Here is an 18713-nt window from a genome sequence, read left to right on the forward strand (position 1 = left end):
TCCCGGGGGGCGAGCTCCGAGGTGCGGGGTCAGAAGGCCGCGGCGACGCCCGGGGGCGGGTTGATGCCGAACTCGGACGCCAGCAACTCCACCAGTTCCTCGGGGCTTTCGAGCTCCCGGGCGGTGGTCGTGCCCGCCGGGTCGGTGTGGGTGAAGGTCTTCCCGTCGAGCCGCACGTGATCGGCGGTCCGGGTGCGCTGGAGGTAGAACCGACGGAACGGCGAGCGCGGGTAGGTGGCCACGAACCAGTTGGACATCGTGAGGTCGGGCGCCGGGACGGGGTCCAGGGTGAAGGCGTGCTGGTCCTCCCAGACCTCGCCCGTCCTCGCCTGCAGCACCCAGACGGGCGCGGGGCCGTCCGCCTCCTCGACGACCAGCCGGTGGGTGCGCCCGGCAGCCTCGCGAGCTTCACCGGGGATCATCGGGAGCGGCTCCAGCAGCCCGCCGATGGACCCGAATCCGACGTCGACGAGGTGGCGGCCGGATTCGCCGGGCACCTGGACGGCCAGCACCATATGGGTCCGCGGTCGGACCTCCCCGGCACGCGCGCCGACCCGCACCCGGCCGGTCAGCCGGGTGACCCCGAAGCCCAACTCGTCCAGCACCGCAGCGAACAGGGAGCTGTGTTCGAAGCAGTAGCCGCCGCGGGAGCTGTCGACGAGCTTCGCCTGGAGCTCACCGACATCCAGCGACGGCACCGAGCCGGTGACCACGTCGAGGTTCTCGAACGGGATGCCGAGGATGTGCGCGCGGTGCAGGGAGCGAAGGGTCGCGGCGGTGGGCGCGGACTCGCCCTCCCATCCGATACGGGCGAAGTACTTCTCCAGATCGACAGTCATTCCACCACGGTACGGACCGAGCGGTCCGACCGGCCTCCGCCGCTGGTCCCGGTCGCGATCGGCCGAGCGGCCTAGGCTCTGCCGCCGGGTCGGTCCCGGCTGGAGGATCATGGTCCGGCCCTGAACGGCGGGAACACGGACGACTACGCGCGGTTTCCCGCCGCCCAGGACGCCCCCGTCCCGACCCGGCACCCGCGATGCGAGAGAATGAACCCATGAACGACGACCAAACCCCACCCGCCTCGGCGATCGAGCGCCGGCAGCGGCTCCTGGACATCATGCGGAAGGACGGCGGCACCTGGGACTGGCACCGGGCCCGCGAGACCTACCTGCCCCGCCCGGACCCGCGCACCGTGCGCCGTGACCTCCAGTTGCTCGCCAAGGCCAAGCAGATCTTCCGCGCCGAGGACGGTGGGTACCAGGCTGTCGGCTAGGCGCGGGCCGGGGCCCGCGGCCCGGGCGGCGCGCGGTGGTCCTCGCCGCTACACGCCGAGGGCCACCGCGCCGAACCGTCCGGCCCGGCGGACCAGGGCGGCCAGGACGAGGTAGGCCACGAAGCCGGCCAGGCTCGGCACGGGCCCGGTGAGGAACAGTTCACCGCGCATCAGCGAGATCGCGTGCAGCAGCAGCACCGGCACCGTCGGGAGCGTCCAGACGGCCTGCAGCGCCACCTGGGCCGGCGTCGCGACGACCGCGCCGCCGACGTTCCGGAAGGCCAGCCCGGCCACCAGGGCGAGCACCGCACTCACTCCGGTGACGACGGCGGCCGCGGTGGCCCAGGGCCCGCCCGGCGCGAAGGCGGCCCAGGCCGCGACGGCCAGCAGGACCGTCACCCGGGCGTAGGCGGTGGACGCGCGCCGGAAGTGCGAACCCTTCTCGGACGCCGCACCGCCGCCCGACCGCGACCCTCGGGCGGCGGCGCCCGGCGGGACGGCTCCGGGGGGCACCGTCGCCTCCACCACCGTGACCGGCGGCGCCGCCGGCCGATCCGGCCGGGCGGGGTGGACCGCGGCCCGGGACACCGGCTCCTGGACGCGCCGCACCGCCGCCCGGGAACGCCGGAAGGCGGCGGCGGCCTCCGTGCGCCGGCCCGCCACCGTGAGGGCGGAGCCGAGCAGGGCCAGCGCCCACAGCTCGGCGGACGCGTCGTCCTGCTCGGCGGCCAGCGCCACCGCCTCGTGCAGCGCGTCGACGGCCTCCAGCGGTCGCCCGCCGTCGTGCAGGGACCTGCCGAGGCCGCTCAACGCCGCCGACAGGACGGCCGGGGAAGCACTCTCCCGGGCCGCGGCGACAGCTTCGGCGGCCCGGGACACGGCCTCGTCGTGGCGTGCCAGCCGTCCGAGGGAGGAAGCCAGCGCGGTCAGGGCGCGGGCCCGGCCGGCCGGACCTCCGGGTCGGTCGTGCCGAGCCCATGACGCTACCTCATATTCCTTGCCGTGTAAGGGCTTTGGACATCGAGAGGATGCCCACGGACGCCGCTGCCCGCCACGGCGGACCCCACCGGCCCCGGGCGCCCCGGGGGTGCTCCCGCCCCCGCCGGAGCCCGGGCCCGCGGGAGGGGCGGTTCACGGGGGCGGCGAGGGGAACAGTGGGAAGTACGGCCTACCCGGTCTCCCGCCACCCGGGCCGCGCCCGGCGGTTCGTCCGCTGTTCATACGGCGCTCGCCCGGCGGCGGGCACCCGTTGGGTCCGTGGCGGAAGGGTGGTGGCACCCTGACAGGACGATCCCGGGACGGACATCGTGACCGAATCGCGCGCACCGCGCTGGCGCCGAAGCCTCGCCTTCCTCCTCGTCGCCGCCGCCGGACCGGCGGGGCTGCTGAGCGCCTCGCCCGCCCGCGCGGCCTCGACCGACGACATCCGGATCAACGAGGTGGTGACCACCGGGGACGTCGACGACTCCGTCGAGCTCTACAACAAGGGCACCACCGCGGTGGACGTCTCCGGCTGGATCCTCAAGGACGACGACAACGGCTCGAAGTACGCGATCGCCGCCGGCACCACGCTGGCCCCCGGCGGGTTCCGCGCCTTCGACGTCCACGGCGCGTTCGGCCTGGGCTCCTCCGACAAGGCACGGCTGTACCTGCCGAACGGCAGCACCCTGGTCGACAGCTTCAGCTGGAGCGAGCACTCCGCCCCGTCCTGGTCGCGCTGCCCCGACGGCACCGGCGCCTTCCGCAAGGCGGCGCTCACCCTGGGGGCCGCGAACGCCTGCGGCAGCACCGGCGGCACCTCGCCCGTGGCCTGGCCGGGCAGCGGGACGGTGGCGAACGCCGACGCCTCCAACGTCTTCGGGTCGGACCTCAGCGGTCTCTACCAGGAGGGCGGCGTGCTGTGGGGGGCGCAGAACTCCGGCAAGCTGTGGCGGCTGGTGCCGAACGGGTCCGGCGGGTGGAAGCCGGACACCGCGAACGGCTGGACGGCCGGCAAGAAGCTGCGCTTCCCGGGCGGCTCCGGCACCCCTGACAGCGAGGGCGTCACCCTCACCGGCGCCGGCGCCTCGGGGGGCGTGTTCGTCGCGAGCGAGCGCAACGGCGACGCCTCCGGCACCAGCAGGCTCTCCGTCCTGCGGTACGACGTGAGCGGCACGGGCACCACGCTGACCGCCGCGAAGGAGTGGAACCTGACCTCCGCCCTGCCGTCGGTGGGCTCCAACCTCGGGCTCGAAGGCATCACCTGGATCCCCGACGGCTATCTGACCGGCGCCGGGTTCACCGACGAGTCGACCCACGCGGCCTACAACCCGGCCGGGTACGGCGCGCACGGGGGCGGGGTGTTCCTGGTCGGCGTCGAGGGCGGCCAGATCTACGGCTTCGTCCTCCAGGACAGCGGGGCGTTCACCAAGGTGGCCACCCTCGGCAGCGGCATGGCCGGGGTCATGGAGCTGCAGTGGGAGCCGCAGGCCTCCCGGCTCTGGGTGGTGTGCGACGACACCTGCGACGGCCAGCACCGGACGATGCAGGTCGGCGCGGGCGGCACCTTCGTCACCACCGCGGTGTTCAACCGGCCGAGCGGCCTGGCCAACCTGAACAACGAGGGCTTCGCCCTGGCCGGCGCCGGGGAGTGCACCGCCGGCGCCAAGCCCGTCTACTGGGCCGACGACAGCAACACCGGCGGCCACGCGCTGCGCCGGGGCAGCATCAGCTGCTGACCGGGAGGCACCGCCGTGGTCCGGGCCGCTCCGGCCGGGGCCACGGCGCGATGGTCCGGTCGGCCGGTCCGCCGGAGCGGCGGGGCCGCGGTCCGTCAGAGCGGAACGCCGTGGTCCGCCAGGGCCGAGCGGCGCTCGAAGACCTCGGGCCGCGCGGTGTCCAGGGCGGTGGCGACGGCGCCGAGCAGCACGGCCTGCTCCCCCAGCCCGCTCGGGGCGAGCTTGGGGCGCAGCGGGGTGAGGCGGTGCAGCTCGCGCTCCAGCGGTTCCAGCAGGAGGTCGGCGCTGCCGCCGACGCCGCCGCCGAGCACCACCAGGTCCGGATCGAGCACGGCCGCGAGCACGGCGATCGCGTACGCGAGCTGTTCGGCCTCGCGCTCGACCGCGCGGGCGGCGAGCGGGTCGCCGGCCCGGGCCGCGTCGAAGACCTGCTTGGCCGTCAGCGGGCCGCGCATGCCGAGGCCCAGTGCGGTGCGGACCACCGCGTCGGCCCCGGCCTCCTGCTCGATCGTCCCGCCCGGCTCGCCGTCGGCTCCGGGGGGCAGCGGCACCAGACCGACCTCGCCGGCCGCGCCGTGCGCGCCGGAGAGCAGTTCGCCGTCCTTGAGGACGCCGACGCCGAGGCCGGTGCCGATCAGCAGGTAGGCGAACATCCGGCTGCCCCGCCCGGCGCCGAGGGTGAACTCGCCGAGGGCGGCGAGGTTGGCGTCGTTGCCGACGGTGACGGCGGTCTCCAGCCCCGCCGCGATCCGGTCGAACAGACCGCGTCTGCCCCAGCCGGGCAGGCTGGTCGCGTACCGCACGCCGCGCCGCTGCTCGTCCCAGACGCCCGGGGTGCCGATCACCGCGTGCACGATGTCGCCGGCCGCCAGCCCCGCCTCGGCGGCGGTCTCCCGGGCGGCCGCGACCACGGCGTCGGCCACCGCGTTGGCCGAGCGGCCCTTGTTGGGCACGTCCCGGCGGGCGACGATCCGCCCGGCGAGGTCGGCCACCGCGACCCGGAGCCAGCCCCGGCCGATGTCCACGCCGAGTACGTGGCCGGCCGTCGGGTCCGGCTCGTAGAGCACCGCCGTCCGGCCGCGCTCGGGGACGAACCGGCCCGCCTCGCGGGCCAGTCCGGCCTGCTCCAGCGCGGCCAGGGCGGCGGAGACGGTGGGCTTGGACAGCCCGGTGTCCCGGGCGAGCTGGGCGCGTGAGGAGGGACCGCCGGTGCGCAGCAGTTCGAGCAGCAGCCATTCGTTGTTGCTCCGCAGTCGCTGCCGGTTCCACGGCTGCGCCGGCGTCGCGCCCGGCGGAACGGTGGTCGGCAGGTGGCGGCTCATCGGTTCCTCCGGTCTGGGGCGTGCTCGGCGCCGTCGTCGGCGCCTGCGGCCTGCGCTCAGGCCTCGCCCAGTATGACCGGTCGTCAATCCGTCCATCGGCTGGAACCTCTCGGGGGCAGGTGCCGCTCCGCACCCCACTGACCTGGCACGTCCTCAACCAGAGGAGGTGCGGGGGCCGCCCCGGCGGCGGTCAGCCGACCCAGCCACCGGTGAGCTCCTGCACCGCGGAGCCGTCCAGATCGGCGAGCTTGGCGCCGACGAAGGCGCGGGCGGTCTCGGAGGTCTGCATCCGGAACGGCGGCTGCTCGGCGGTCAGCGCCTCCACCACCGACTCGGCGGCCTGCTCCGGGGTCTGCGCCCGGGTGAACGCCGCGCGGGTGCGGGCGGCGTAGGCGTCCAGCGCGGGGGCGTAGGGGCCGGCGGCGGCCAGCAGGGCGGGGATGTCCAGGCCCTGGCTGGCGACGAACTCGCTGGCCACCGCGCCCGGCTCGACGACGGTGACCTTGACGCCGACGGTGGCGGCGACCGGCGCCAGCGCCTCCATGAAGCCCTCGACGGCGAACTTGGCCGCGCAGTAGGCCTCGTTGAAGGGCTGCCCGACCACGCCGCCGACGCTGGTGACGGTGACCACCCGGCCGCCGACGGCCCGCAGGTGCGGCAGCGCGGCGCGGGTGACGTCGACGACACCGAAGAAGTTGACCTCCATCGTGGCCCGGACCGGCTTCAGTCCGTCCTGCTCGACGGTGCCCACGTAGCCGGCTCCGGCGTTGTTGACGACGGCGTCGAGGCGCCCGTGCCGGGCGACCACACCGGCCACGCAGGCCTCGACCGACCGCGGATCGGTGACGTCCAGCCGGGCCACCTCGATCCGGTCGGCGACGCCCGCCGCCTCGGCGGCGGCGAGCAGCGCGCCGGAGCGGCCGGTGTCACGCATGGTGGCGACGACGTGGTGCCCGGCGCGGGCGACGGCCACGGCGGCGGCCAGGCCGATGCCGGAGGACGTACCGGTGATCAGGGCGATGCGGGCGGTGGTCATGCGGGTGCTCCCGACGGCTCGGATTTGCGTGCGTGCACACACACCATAAATCCATGTGTGCGCACACGCAAACAGGTAGGGTGGAGGCATGGCGCGTACCGAACTCACCCTGGGCGAGCTCACCGCCCGCGACCACGCCTTCTACGGGCTCGTCTGGGCCGGCACCACCCTCAGTGCCAAGGTCGACCAGGCCCTCGGCAAGGCCCACGACCTGCCGCTCTCCTGGTTCGAGGTGATGCTCTGGCTGCACGGGCAGGAGGAGCCGGTGGCCGCCTCCGACCTCGGCGCCAAGACCCTGCTCAGCCGGAGCCAGGTCTCCCGGGTGGCCGACTCGCTCCAGGCCCGCGGCCTGGTCGAGCGCGTCCCCTCCCCCGTCGACGCCCGCTCGGTGCGGATCACCCTGACCCCCGAGGGCCGCCGGCTCTTCGCCGCCGCCGACGCCACCCGGCGCGCCGTCCTGGCCGAGGCCTTCGACGACCGGCTCGACGACGCGGACATCGCGGCCCTGGAGGTCGTCTGGGCCAAGCTCAAGCAGCCGCCCGCACCCGGGGCCTGACCGCGCCGCACGCGCCGCCGGCGAGCCGGACGACCTGCACTTCGCCGCGCCGCACGCGCTCGGCCCGGCCGCCGCCGGGGCGACCGAGGACGACATCGCCGTCCTGGCCGCCCCGGCCGCACCGCCGCACGGCCGTCGGGCTCACAGCTTGGCGAGCGCCTGGTCCAGGTCGGCCCAGAGGTCCTCGGGATGCTCGATCCCCACGGCGACCCGGACGGTGCCCGGGCCGATGCCGGCCGCCGCCAGTTCCGCGTCGTCGAGCTGGCGGTGCGAGGTGCTGGCCGGGTGCAGGACGAGGGTGTGCACGCCCCCGAGCGAGGGGGCCAGCGAGGCCAGCCGGACCGACTCGGTGAAGGCCCGGGCCGCCTCCCGGCCGCCGGCCAGGTCGAAGGCGAGCACCCCGCCGTGGCCCTCCGGCAGCAGCCGGCGGGCGAGTTCGTGGTCGGGGTGGGCGGGCAGGCCCGGGTAGTGGACGCCGGTGACGGCGGGGTGACCGGCCAGCCGGCCGGCCAGCTCCCGGGCGCTCTCGCAGTGCCGGCGCACCCGCAGGGCCAGGGTCTGCAGGCCGCGCAGCGTCAGCCAGGCGCTGTGTGGGTCGGCCGAGGCGCCCAGTTCGACCGCGTAGTGCCAGACGGTGCGGTGGAGTTCGGGGTCGGCGAAGACGGCGATCCCGGCCAGCACGTCGGAGTGCCCGCCGAGGTACTTGGTGGCCGAGTGGACCACGATGTCGGCGCCGTGCTCGATCGGCCGGCAGAGCAGCGGGGTGGCGAAGGTGTTGTCCACCACGCTGAGCACCCCGGCCTCCCGGGCGACCCCGATCAGCCCGGGCAGGTCGGTGACGCGGGTGGTCGGGTTGGAGATCGTCTCCAGGTGCAGCAGGCGGGTGTTGGGGCGCAGTGCGGCCCGCACCTCCTCCGGGTCGTCGCCCCCGACGTGGGTGACCTCCACGCCCCAGCGCCGGGCGAGGTCGGCGAGCATCGCGAAGGTGCCGCCGTACAGGCTCCGCTGGGCGATCACGTGGTCGCCGGAGCTCAGCAGTGCGAGCAGCACGGTGTTGATCGCGCCCATGCCGGAGGCGGTGGCGATCGCGCCCGCGCCGCCCTCCAGCCCGGCGACCGCCTGCTCCAGCGAGCGGACCGTCGGATTGCCGTAGCGGTTGTAGAGGAAGGCCTCGTCCGGTCCGGCGAAGGCGCGCGACAGGGCGTCGTTGTCCTCGAACGCGAACAGGTGGCTCTGGTGCAGCGGCACTCCCATCGGGCGGCTGCCGGTCACCTCCGGGACGGGCGGGTGGACGATCCGGCTCTCGGGGCGCAGCGCGCTGTCGAAATCGCTCATACCGCTCATCCTCGGCCGGTCCGCCCCGCCGGGGCCAGGGCCAATCCCGGGCAAGTGGCCTGCCGCGGCCCGGTCCGGGCCCGGGCGGCACCGCCCCGACGGGGCTTCAGAGTCCGCCGACGGGCAGCAGAACCACCCGCGCCGGGTCGAACGGCTCCCAGCGGGCCGGGTGACCGCTCCGGGCCACCCTCAGCCGGCACCAGCGCCGCCCGCCCGCGTCCTGCCACCATCCGCTGATCCGCCCGAGGGCCCATCGGTCGTCGTCGAAGTGCACCTCGACCGGCTGGTAGACCCACTCCACCTCGGTGTCCACCGGGCCCGCGCCCCGCTCCGGTCCGCCCGGCCCGGGTTCACCCCACCCCGGTCCGCCCGGTCCTGCTCCGCGCGGGTCTGTTCCGTTCCGTGCCTCGCGCCTGCCTTCGAGTACGGGCATGCCCCGACCTTCCACCACGGTTGCGCCCTCCCGTTCCGGTGCGGTCGCCGGCTCCCCGACGGGACGGCCGCGCGACCGGGCGTAGTCGCCACCGAACGACTCTACAGCGCTGTAGAGGATCCGTGCCGGAGCCCGCCCGGATCATCGGTGGGCCGCACCGCCCGCCGCCCGGGCCACCGGCCGACCGCACCACCGCCCGCCCGCCCCGGTCAGGACGGCTGCAGGGCCCTCGCCAGGTCCTCCGCCTCGCGCAGCTGCGCGACGCCCAGCCGCCGCAGGCCCCGGAGCAGCAGGGCGGCGTCCGCGACGGCGGCGTCCGGCCCGGGCAGTTCCGGCGGCAGCGGCATCCCGAGGAGCGCCGCCAGGTCGCCCGCCGGGATGCCCAGCACGAGCGCGAAGTCGGCGACCAGGTCCGGGGCGGGCGCGTCCGCCCCGGAGGAGATCCGCCCGTACGCGTCGGACATCCAGTACCGGCCGGTGAGCAGGTGGAAGATCTTCGTGGTTCCAGTCCACCCGAGGTTCCGGGTGGCGACCATCCGCATCAGCAGGTTCCCGGCGGAGGCCGGGTCCGGCGCCGAGGCGGGCAGCCCCTCGATCCGCCCCGGCCGGTCGGCCGGCGGCAGCGAGGCGACGAAGGAGCGCAGTTCCGCCCGCCGGTCGGCCGGCAGCGCCATGCCGAACCGCACCACGCCGACGATCGAGGTGGTGGCCATCCCGCCGGCCGGCGCGAGGTCCGCCGGCAGCGGCAGCGCCGCGATCTCGAACAGGTCGGCGGTGTCCAGGCCGAGGGCGGGCGCGAGTCGGCGCAGCAGCGCCGGATCCGGCGCGGCGCCGTCCAGCACCGCTGCCAGCTCGGCGTCGGTGACGCCGGCCCGGCGGGCCGACTCGGCGGGCTCCGGGCCCCGGTGGTCCAGCAGTCGGGCCAGCAGCGCGGCGAAGCCGGGAAGTTCGGTCATCCCGCCAGCATAGGACGGCCCGGACGCCCGGCGGACCGCTGCCCACCAGGTGCGATGGCAGCTGTCCGGCACCGGCCGGGGGCCGTCGCCGAACCGTCGGCCGGGCGGGCCCGGGCTGCCTCGGCACCAGTCCTCGGTCACCCGTTCGGCCGACGTTCCCGGCCGACACTCTGACGGAGCGTCACCTTCGCGGGGCAGCGGGCCCGCTCCGGGCCTAGCGTCGGCGGAGTGCGCGGTCATGCCTCACCGGGCCGCCCGACCCGCACGACCGACCCGCCCCGGGGACAGCCGAAGCCCCGACCGCGCCCCGACCCCGCCCTGTCCCCACCTCCTCCCCGTCCCGCATCCCGTGCGAAGGAGCCCCCTTGCCCACCATCACCACCAGCGACGGCACCCGGATCCACTACAAGGACTGGGGCAGCGGCCGCCCCGTCGTCTTCAGTCACGGCTGGCCGCTGAACGCCGACGTGTGGGACGAACAGCTGCGGCTGGTCGCCGGGAACGGCTTCCGTGCGATCGCCCACGACCGGCGCGGCCACGGCCGGTCCGACCAGCCCTGGCACGGCAACGACATGGACACCTACGCCGACGACCTCGCCCAGCTGATCGAGCAGTTGGACCTGCGTGACGCCGTCCTGGTGGGCCATTCGACCGGCGGCGGCGAGGTGGCGCGCTACCTCGGCCGGCACGGGTCGGCCCGGGCCGCCAAGGCCGTCCTGCTCGGCGCCGTCCCGCCGCTGATGCTGCAGGGCCCCGGCAATCCCGAGGGCACGCCCCTCGCCGCCTTCGACGACATCCGGGCCGGGGTCGACGGCAACCGCTCGCAGTTCTACTGGGAGCTCAGCGAGTCCTTCTACGGGTTCGACCGCCCCGACGCGGACCTCGTCGGTGCCGCGGGCATCCGCCGGGCGTTCTGGCTCTGGGGCATGCAGGTCGGCGCGCGCGGCGCGTACGAGTGCGTCCGGCAGTTCTCCGAGACGGACTTCACCGAGGACCTGCGGCGCATCGACATCCCCACGCTGATCGCGCACGGTGACGACGACCAGATCGTCCCGATCGCGGCCGCCGCGCTGAAGGCGGCGAAGCTCGTCCCGGACAACGTCCTCAAGGTCTACCCGGGCGGCTCGCACGGTCTGCACGGGGCGTACCGGACCGCCTTCGAGGCCGACCTCCTGGAGTTCCTCAAGTCCTGAGTGCCCCCGCGCCGCGGCCGTCCCCCCGGACCCCGGGGGGACGGCCGCGGCGCGGCCGGACCGCCGCTCGTGCCGCTCCCCGCGCTCGCCTCGACACTCGTCCCCGGCCCCCTCCGCACCGCCTCGCGGGGCCCCGATCGGCACCCCGAGAACAGCTAACGAACGGGGGTTCCCGGCTTCGCCCGGACGTGGATGCGTTCGCCCTGGGCGCCGAACAGGCTGAGGAACTCGACCGCGTTCGGCCCGGCGTTGCCGAACGCGTGCGGGGTCCTGGTGTCGAACTCGGCGGCCTCCCCGGCGGTGAGGACGAGGTCCTGCGAGCCGAGCAGCAGGCGCAGCCGCCCGGCGAGCACGTAGACCCACTCGTGGCCCTCGTGCACCCGCGTTTCGAGCTCGGGGCCGGCGCCGTGGCCCGGCGGCATGATGTGCTTGTAGGCGTGCAGCCCGCCGAGGTGTCGGGTGAGCGGGATGAAGGTCTGGCCGTAACGCTTGAACGGGCGGGCGTGGATCCGCGGGTCGCCGGTGGCCGGGGCGCCGACCAGTTCGTCCAGCGGCACCCGGTACTCCCGGGCGAGCGGCAGCAGCAGTTCCAGGGTCGGCTTGCGCTGACCGGACTCCAGGCGGGACAGCGTGCTGAGGGAGATCCCGGTCGCCGCGCTCAGCCCGGCCAGGGTGCTGCCGCGCTCGCGCCGCAGGGCCCGCAGGCGGGGGCCCACCGTGGTCAGGACCGCGGCGAGGTCGTCACCGGCGGCGCCGCGGGGGTCCGCGGTGGGGTCTGCGGTGGGGTGGACGCTGTCGTGGGGGTGGTCGGCCATGGCTCCTATCTGCCGCTCCGGCAAGGGGATTTGTCAAACGGGCATCGGCCGACCGGGTCCCGTCGCCCGCCCCGCCGCCCCGCTCAGTGCCCGCCGCCGAGCATGATCCGGGCTATCAGCTCGCGGCGGCTGGCCACTCCCGCCTTGGCGAACACCGACTTGAGGTGGTCCTGCACGGTGTAGGGCTTCATCGTCAACAGCCGTGAGACGTCCCGGGTGTCGCAGCCGCGCACCAGCAGCAGGGCCACCTCCTGCTCGCGCGCGGTCAGCCCGTACGCGGAGAGGTAGAGCGGCATCGCGTCGGCCGGGGTGGCCGCCGTCGCCACCACCGTCACCTCGTCGGCCGCGGAGCCCTGCAGCGACGAGCCGTGCAGCACGTACCAGCGGCCGTCGCCGGACTGGATGCGGATCTTCGCCTGGGGCACCGGCAGCCCGCTCGCCGTGCGGCGGGCCTGCTCGGCGGCCATCGCGAAGGCGGTCGGCAGCCCCAGCGAGGTGCGGGACGGGTCGGCCAGCCGGGCGAGCAGTTCCTCGGCCGGACCGGAGAGGGCGACCAGCCGGTTCGACGGGCCCAGCACCACGACGGCCGGTCCCGCATCGGCGTCCGCCCCGCCGCCCGTCGGCAGGTGGCAGGCCCGCAGCGCGTGGCCCAGGTGCCGGGCCGCGGTGTCGGCGAGCTCGCGGTGGCGGCCGAGGAAGTGCCCCCGGGCGGCCGCCCGCATGAACGCGGCGCAGCCCCACATCCCGCCGTGCGCGTCGAAGGTCGCGCGCAGCTCGTCGCCGAACCCGGCCGGGGCGATCTGCTCGCGGAAGCGGGCGGCACGCTCGGGGCGGCCCTGGGTCGCCCCGCTGAGCGTCTCGGCCCGGACGCCGCTGCGGCGGATCCTGGGGAAGGTGGCCGGGTCGTCGGCCCACACCTCCAGCCGGACGGCGTTCTCGAAGGAGTCCAGGCTGAGGTCGTCACTCAGCACGGAGTTGACCAGACCGGTCGCCGGGTCGGCGGTGTGCCAGCAGACGGCGTCGTACTCCAGGACGTCGCGCAGCAGTTCGTCGGCCCGCCGGAACACCTGCTCGGCCGTCAGCCCCGCACCGGCCAACTCCCTTACGCCCTCGATCGCCTGCTGCGCCGCGGCCGCGCGTGACCCACGTGATCCCATGGCCCGGAAGCTAGCACGCACACCAAGCACCGGGCGCGCGCCGATCGGCGGGGTGCCGGATCCCCCGCAGGGATGGCACCGGCCCGGTCCCCTACACCGGAGGTCCCGGCCCGTACGCCGGGAGCCCCGAGCCCGTACGCCCGGGGCTCCGGGCCCGTACGCCCGGAGTGCCGGCCCCGTACGCCGGAACGGCCGGCCCCGTACTCCCGGCGTCCCGGCCCCGTACTCCCGGGGTCGGGTCCCCGCCCCGCTCCCCCGCTACAGCCAGTCCCGCCGCTTGAAGATGAAGTAGAGGCTCACGCAGACCAGCGCCATCAGGCCGATCGCGAACGGATAGCCGAAGGCCCACTTGAGCTCGGGCATCTTCTCGAAGTTCATGCCGTAGACGGTCCCGATCAGGGTCGGCGCGAACAGGATGGCGGCCCAGGAGGAGATCTTCTTGATCTCGTCGTTCTGCATGTGCCCGGCCTCGGCCAGCTGCTTCATCTCCTCGTTCTGCCGCTGCGACACCAGGGTCGCGTTGACGGTGAGGATGTTCTGCAGCATCTGCCGGAAGCCGTCCACCCGCTCGGCGGCGTAGGTGGCGTGGTCGGCGACGTCCCGCAGGTACCGCTGGAGCTCGTCGTCGGTGCCGTACTTGCCGAAGCCCGCCTCCAGGCTCTTCATGATCTCCAGCAGCGGCCGGGTGGCCCGCTGGAGCTCGATCACCTCGCGGGAGAGTTCGTAGATGCGCCGGGAGACCTGCGGGTCGCCGCCGAACACCTCGGTCTCGATCTCGTCGATGTCGTGCTGGAGACCGGCGATCACCGGCGCGTAGCCGTCGACCACCGCGTCCAGCACCGCGTACAGCACGGCCTCGGGGCCGAGGGCGAGCAGCTCCGGGTCGTCCTCCAGCCGGCGGCGCACCGCGGAGAGGTCGGGCGCCTGCGAGTGGCGCACGGTGAGGACGAAGTCGGGGCCGACGAAGAGGTGGACCTCGCCGAAGTCGACCTCCTCCACGTCGTCCAGGTAGCGGGCGGCGCGCAGCACGACGAACAGCGTGTCGCCGTAGCGCTCCAGCTTCGGCCGCTGGTGGGCGACGATGGCGTCCTCGACCGCGAGCTCGTGCAGGTTGAACCGCTCGGCGGCCTCCAGCAGCTGGGCCTCGGCGGGCCGGAACAGCCCGATCCAGGCCATCGTGCCGGGCTTGGCGGGCAGTTGGCGGTAGATGTCGGCGAGGCTGGCGGGCGGCTCGACCCGGCGGCCGTCGCGGTAGACGGCGGCCTCCACGACGGAGCGCTCCAGCGCCACGGGCTCGACCGGCTGGTCGGGCCGGGGGTCCATCGAGTGCTCGGGCGCCGGCTGGACCTCGCCGCCGGGGGCGGTGTTGTCGGAGCGGGAGAACGGACGCTTGCTCGCGCGCACGGCGCGCACACGCCAGTCGGACATGGCGGGGTACCTCCACGGTTCGGTGTCCGCCCCGCTCCCGGGACGTCGGTCGCGGGAAGCCGGGGCGGGTGGGGAGGCGCCCGGCCGGCCTCCACCGCGCACGGCGCCCGGCCGCGCGGTGGCCCGTCGTCAGCGACGGGCGGTGCGGCGGCGGGGAGCGGGAGCGGTACGGGAGGAGGGGTGCCGGGGGCCAGGAGAAGAGGGGGCGGTGCCGGGGCAGGGCCGACTTCGGCCCGGACTACTGGGATCCACAGCTCTCACCTCCTCGCCGTCGGGGCGCCCGTACCCCGGGTCGCCGTTACCGGGCCTTCAGGGAGCGAGCCACGCCGTACGGCCGAGGGCACGACTGCCCTGCGGGAACGGGTGGGCACCCCTGATCTCGTCAGAGCTTTGGCACGCCACGGCGTAGCACCCGGGGGTGCAGCCACTTGGGGTCACCCCTTAGGCCGGGGAGACCTGTCCTGAACCTGGGCGTCTCTCGACGTCGTGGGGTCAGTGGCCTGTGTCCGTGGCGACGCCTCACCGAACGAGGTGCCTGCACAACTGTCCCGATTCTAGTACCCTCGCGCCCGTGCGTCCGACCAGGGCCCCGACCGGAGTGGCGCCCCGGCCCCGGCTAGAGGTGCGCGGCCACGTACGGGACGGCGGTCGACTCCAGGCCGCCGACGGTGCCGAACTGCGGGTGGACGTTCACCTCGAAGACCACGCCGCCGCTCTCGGCCGCGAGGTCGACGCCGGCCAGCGGGAGGCCGAGCGACTTGGTCGCGGAGATCGCCAGCTCGGCCAGACCGGCCGGTAGTTCACTTTCCGGCAGGACGGCCGAGAGAGCGCCCCGGCTCTCGTTGCAGGGCGCGTCCGGGTCCGGCTGGACGTGCTCGACGGCGCGCACCACGCGTCCGTCGAGGACCACCACCCGGTACTGGTGGCGCCGGCCGTCCGCGGTGAAGTTCCGGGCGTCGCGGGCGATCAGCCAGTCGGCCCCCGCCTCGGCGTAGTAGCGGGCGGCGGCGGCGAGTTGGGCAGCGGTGGTGAGGTGGAAGACGTCGTTGCCGCCCATCCCGACGGTCGGCCGGGCCCAGACGTCGCCGCCGAGCCGGTCGAAGGCCTCGGCGACGGCCCCCGGGGCGGGCCGGGAGAAAGCGACGGTGGGCATGTGCGCGATGCCGTCCCGGGTGAAGCGTTCGACGGTGCGGTCCTTCTCGGTGGCCACCCGCCAGGCGTCCACGTCGGTGCCGAGCGAGCGGGCGCCGTGGGCGCCGAGCAGGCGCTGGCACTGCTCGAAGTCGCGGCGCCGGTGCGGCGGGATCTCGTAGACGATCACCGCCCCGGCCGTCACGGCGACGCCCTCGCCGGGCACCTCCAGCCGGAGGCCGCCGCCCGCGCCGGAAGCACCGGAGCCGGAGATCCGGCCGGTGCCGCCGGTCATGAAGTGCCGGGCGTCGAGGAGGACGGGTGCCCGGCCGGTGAGTTCCCGCACGGCGGTCGACAGGATCTCCCGGCTGCCCTCGGTCGAGCTGTGATCGGTCATCAGAACGAGCTCGCTTCGGACCATGCCGCCATGGAACAGCTGCCCGGCCTACGGCGACAAGGGTGCCTCTTGCGCCGCTCCGGCCCCGGATGGCCGAAACCGCCCCTGCCGGGCCGGCAGGGGCGGTCGCCGGTCGCGGCGGCGCGCGGCGGCTCCGGAAAGCCCGCAGCCCGCCCCAGTGGCGTCCGGGGCGGGCTGTGTCACGGGTGCGGGCGGCGGGCGCGCGTCCCGCCCGCCGCTACGGCCGCGCGGGGGCCGGGCGGACCAGCTCCTTGAGGACGTCCTCCATGGTGACCAGGCCGGAGGCGGTGCCGTCGGCGGCGATCGCGGCGGCCAGGTGGGTGCCGGAGCGGCGCATGGCGGTCAGCACGTCGTCCAGCGGGGTGGACTCGGGGACGCGCGCGATCGGGCGCAGCGCGCGGGCCGGGAACGGCCGGTCGCGGGCGCCGTCCTGCTCCAGGGCGTCCTTGATGTGCAGGTAGCCGAGCACCGTCCGGTCCGCGTCCAGCACCGGGAAGCGGGAGAACCCCGTCCGGGCGGCGAGCTGCTCCAGCTCGACCGGCGTGGTGCCGGGGCCGGCGAAGACGATCTCCTCGCGCGGGGTGACCACCTCGGAGACCGGGCGCGAGCCCAGCTCCAGGGCGTCCCGCAACAGCTCGGTGTCGCGGTCGCTGAGCAGCTCGGCGTCAGAAGAGTCCTTGACCATGCGGGCCAGCTCCTCCTCGGTGAACACCGAGGCGACCTCGTCCTTGGGCTCGACCTTCAGCAGGCGCAGGATCCGGTTGGCGAAGGCGTTGATGGAGAAGGCGATCGGCCGTACCGCGCGGGTCACCGCGACCAGCGGCGGCACCAGCAGGTAGGCGGCCTTCTCCGGCGCGGCCAGGGCGATGTTCTTGGGGATCATCTCGCCGAGCAGCATGTGGAGGTAGGTCGCCACGGTCAGCGCGACGACGAAGGCGATCGAGTGGATCAGGGCGTCCGGCACGCCGACGCTGTGCAGCGGGGGCTCCAGCAGGTGGGCGATCGCGGGTTCCGCGACCGCGCCGAGCACCAGCGAGGAGACGGTGATGCCGAGCTGGGCGGTGGCCAGCATCGCGGAGACGTGCTCCAGACCCCAGATCACCGTGCGGGCGCGCCGGTCGCCGGCTTCCGCGCGCGGTTCGATCTGGCTGCGCCGCACCGAGATGAGGGCGAACTCGCCGCCGACGAAGAAGGCGTTGGTCACCAGCGTGAGCAGCCCGATGACGAGCTGGATCGCGGTCATCGGTTCTCCTCCGGGCGGCGTCCGGCGCTGTCGGGGGCACCGGTGTCCGGGTCGGCGTCGGGTGCCGGGCCGCTGATCCGGACGCGTTCGGCGACGTGGTGCGCGACGGCCGTGACGTGCAGGGTCCAGCCGTGGGTCTCGACGACGTCGCCGGGCACGGGGATCCGGCCGAGGTGGTCGGCGATCAGTCCGGCGAGGGTCTCGTACGGCCCCTCGGTGTCGGGCAGTCCGACGGTGTCGAGCTGGTCGGTGCGGGTGATGCCGTCGGCGTCCCAGCGGTGGCGGCCGTCCTGGCCCTCGCCGAGGTCGATGAGGTCGGGCAGTTCGGCCGGGTCGTGCTCGTCGACGACCTCGCCGACGACCTCCTCGACGATGTCCTCCAGGGTGGCGATGCCGGCGGTGCCGCCGTACTCGTCGATCACCACCGCCATGGTCTCCTCGCCGCGGAGCAGGTCCAGCAGGCGGTCGACGGTGAGCGTCTCGGGCACCAGCAGCGGCTCGGTCACCAGGTTCGCCACCGGGTGCAGGTGGCGCCGGTCGGCGGGGACGGTGAGCGCGTCCTTGATGTGGACGGCGCCGACGACCTGGTCGAGGTTGCCGCGGTAGACCGGGAACCGGGACAGCCCGGTGGCCCGGGTGAGGTTGGCGACGTCGGCCGCCGTGGCGTGCTCCTCCAGGGCCCGGACGTCGACCCGGGGGGTCATCACGTTCTCCGCCGTCAGCTCGCGCAGGTTGAGCGAACGGACGAAGAGTTCGGCGGTGTCGGGCTCTATCGCGCCGGCCCGCGCGGAGTGCCGGGCGAGGGCGACCAGCTCCTGCGGCGTCCGGGCGGAGGCGAGGTGCTCGGCGGGCTCCAGGCCCAGGCGCCGCACCACCCGGTTCGCGGTGTTGTTGAGGTGCCCGATCAGCGGCGAGAAGGCGGCCGAGAAGTAGTACTGCGGCCCGGCCACCACCTTCGCGACGGCGAGCGGGCGCGAGATGGCCCAGTTCTTGGGCACGAGCTCGCCGGCGACCATCAGCACGACGGTGGAGAGCAGGACCCCGAGCAGGATCCCGACGGTGTTGACCGCGCCGCTCGGCAGGCCCAGGGCCTCCAGCGGTGCGCGCAGCAGCCCCGCCACGGCCGGCTGGGCCACCATGCCGATCACCAGGCTGGTGATGGTGATGCCCAGCTGGGCGCCGGAGAGCTGGAAGGTGAGGCGCCGGGCCGCCTTGAGCGCGACGGGGGCGCCGCGCTCGCCGGCGTCGGCGGCGCGTTCGAGGGCGCCCCGCTCGACGGTGGTCAGGGAGAACTCCGCGGCGACGAAGACCGCGCAGGCGGCGGTGAGCAGCAGGGCGAGGAGCAGCAGCAGGACGTCGGTCACCGTGCCACCCCCGCCCCGTTGGTCGAACACGTCTTGACGGGAACAGCACGGTGAGAACTGGGAGGTTCGTCCATCGCGGGGTCCGCGACTCCTTCACTGCGACGAGGGTGGCCGGTCGGCGGGCGGCCCGGTCCGGGGGGAACGGGTCACCAGCTCTACAGGAGTGTAAAGGGTTGGCAAATCAGAGTGCCGTAAGGGCCGCCACCTGTGCGGTCGCCGCCGCGTTGGGCCAACCCTGCCGTCGCCGCGGCCGTCACCGCCGCCGGCACGGCCCCCGCCGCCGGAAACATGTGCACAGGTACGCACATGTTGGCTACGATGGTGGGCGCACCCGCA

17 protein-coding genes and 1 riboswitch are annotated in these 18713 nt (G+C 74.9%); of the genes, 4 read left to right on the forward strand and 13 right to left on the reverse strand.

Translation table 11 applies throughout. The features are described 5' to 3' along the window. Positions 1–29: 29 nt before the first annotated feature. Positions 30–839 (reverse strand): arylamine N-acetyltransferase family protein, encoded by an 810-nt coding sequence (locus ACZ34W_RS18145; RefSeq protein WP_465605319.1) that lies wholly within the window; start codon positions 837–839, stop codon positions 30–32. Between the two features lie 215 nt (positions 840–1054). On the opposite strand from ACZ34W_RS18145, the gene ACZ34W_RS18150 reads away from it, so the two are divergent. Then, positions 1055–1273, forward strand: coding sequence for a hypothetical protein (locus tag ACZ34W_RS18150; RefSeq protein WP_329491412.1), 219 nt, complete (start codon positions 1055–1057; stop codon positions 1271–1273). Positions 1274–1321: 48 nt separating this feature from the next. Here the strand turns inward: ACZ34W_RS18150 and ACZ34W_RS18155 are convergent, their stop codons facing one another. Beyond that, positions 1322–2152, reverse strand: a complete 831-nt coding sequence (locus ACZ34W_RS18155; protein WP_465605321.1) for a hypothetical protein — start codon at positions 2150–2152, stop codon at positions 1322–1324. A gap of 428 nt (positions 2153–2580) precedes the next feature. Here ACZ34W_RS18155 and ACZ34W_RS18160 point away from each other — a divergent pair, with 428 nt between their 5' ends. After that, the gene (locus ACZ34W_RS18160) at positions 2581–3990 is read left to right on the forward strand and encodes a lamin tail domain-containing protein (RefSeq protein WP_359804710.1); all 1410 of its coding nucleotides are present in this window, start codon (positions 2581–2583) and stop codon (positions 3988–3990) included. A 95-nt stretch (positions 3991–4085) separates the two neighbouring features. Here the strand turns inward: ACZ34W_RS18160 and ACZ34W_RS18165 are convergent, their stop codons facing one another. Both ACZ34W_RS18165 and ACZ34W_RS18170 read right to left on the reverse strand, forming a co-directional pair. Beyond that, positions 4086–5312 (reverse strand): ROK family transcriptional regulator, encoded by a 1227-nt coding sequence (locus ACZ34W_RS18165; RefSeq protein WP_329491409.1) that lies wholly within the window; start codon positions 5310–5312, stop codon positions 4086–4088. Between the two features lie 190 nt (positions 5313–5502). Beyond that, a complete protein-coding gene (locus ACZ34W_RS18170; RefSeq protein ID WP_329491408.1) occupies positions 5503–6348 on the reverse strand; it encodes an SDR family NAD(P)-dependent oxidoreductase in 846 nt (281 codons plus the stop codon). A gap of 88 nt (positions 6349–6436) precedes the next feature. On the opposite strand from ACZ34W_RS18170, the gene ACZ34W_RS18175 reads away from it, so the two are divergent. Further along, positions 6437–6904 carry a MarR family winged helix-turn-helix transcriptional regulator gene (locus ACZ34W_RS18175; protein WP_380383792.1) on the forward strand — a complete coding sequence of 156 codons (468 nt, stop codon included), beginning with the start codon at positions 6437–6439 and terminating at the stop codon, positions 6902–6904. 141 nt (positions 6905–7045) lie between these two features. On the opposite strand, the gene ACZ34W_RS18180 is transcribed toward ACZ34W_RS18175, so the two are convergent. The 3 genes from ACZ34W_RS18180 to ACZ34W_RS18190 form a co-directional block, all read right to left on the reverse strand. Next, the gene (locus ACZ34W_RS18180; protein WP_329491406.1) at positions 7046–8239 is read right to left on the reverse strand and encodes a trans-sulfuration enzyme family protein; all 1194 of its coding nucleotides are present in this window, start codon (positions 8237–8239) and stop codon (positions 7046–7048) included. Positions 8240–8345: 106 nt separating this feature from the next. Next, positions 8346–8552: a hypothetical protein gene (locus ACZ34W_RS18185; RefSeq protein WP_329491405.1), complete on the reverse strand. Its 207-nt coding sequence runs from the start codon at positions 8550–8552 to the stop codon at positions 8346–8348. Positions 8553–8881: 329 nt separating this feature from the next. Beyond that, positions 8882–9628 carry a hypothetical protein gene (locus ACZ34W_RS18190; protein WP_329491404.1) on the reverse strand — a complete coding sequence of 249 codons (747 nt, stop codon included), beginning with the start codon at positions 9626–9628 and terminating at the stop codon, positions 8882–8884. Between the two features lie 365 nt (positions 9629–9993). Between ACZ34W_RS18190 and ACZ34W_RS18195 the strand changes: the two genes are divergently transcribed. After that, on the forward strand, positions 9994–10821 hold the full coding sequence (locus tag ACZ34W_RS18195; protein ID WP_359804698.1) for an alpha/beta fold hydrolase: 828 nt from the start codon (positions 9994–9996) through the stop codon (positions 10819–10821). A gap of 155 nt (positions 10822–10976) precedes the next feature. Here the strand turns inward: ACZ34W_RS18195 and ACZ34W_RS18200 are convergent, their stop codons facing one another. From ACZ34W_RS18200 to ACZ34W_RS18225, 6 genes are all read right to left on the reverse strand, one after another. Beyond that, the gene (locus tag ACZ34W_RS18200; RefSeq protein ID WP_329491402.1) at positions 10977–11636 is read right to left on the reverse strand and encodes a helix-turn-helix domain-containing protein; all 660 of its coding nucleotides are present in this window, start codon (positions 11634–11636) and stop codon (positions 10977–10979) included. Between the two features lie 83 nt (positions 11637–11719). Further along, a complete protein-coding gene (locus tag ACZ34W_RS18205) occupies positions 11720–12793 on the reverse strand; it encodes a helix-turn-helix transcriptional regulator (RefSeq protein WP_465605325.1) in 1074 nt (357 codons plus the stop codon). 258 nt (positions 12794–13051) lie between these two features. Continuing rightward, positions 13052–14221, reverse strand: a complete 1170-nt coding sequence (locus ACZ34W_RS18210) for a magnesium and cobalt transport protein CorA (protein WP_329491400.1) — start codon at positions 14219–14221, stop codon at positions 13052–13054. 364 nt (positions 14222–14585) lie between these two features. Next, positions 14586–14759, reverse strand: a riboswitch (M-box (ykoK) riboswitch). Between the two features lie 78 nt (positions 14760–14837). Next, complete coding sequence (locus tag ACZ34W_RS18215) at positions 14838–15749, reverse strand: ATP-grasp domain-containing protein (protein WP_465605328.1); 912 nt, start codon at positions 15747–15749, stop codon at positions 14838–14840. Positions 15750–15987: 238 nt separating this feature from the next. Next, the gene (locus tag ACZ34W_RS18220; RefSeq protein ID WP_352290741.1) at positions 15988–17013 is read right to left on the reverse strand and encodes a hemolysin family protein; all 1026 of its coding nucleotides are present in this window, start codon (positions 17011–17013) and stop codon (positions 15988–15990) included. After that, the gene (locus ACZ34W_RS18225; RefSeq protein WP_465605508.1) at positions 17010–18377 is read right to left on the reverse strand and encodes a hemolysin family protein; all 1368 of its coding nucleotides are present in this window, start codon (positions 18375–18377) and stop codon (positions 17010–17012) included. Before ACZ34W_RS18225 ends, ACZ34W_RS18220 begins: the two co-directional genes overlap by 4 nt. Positions 18378–18713 lie beyond the last annotated feature (336 nt).

The sequence above is a fragment of the Kitasatospora sp. NPDC022856 genome (assembly GCF_055561235.1).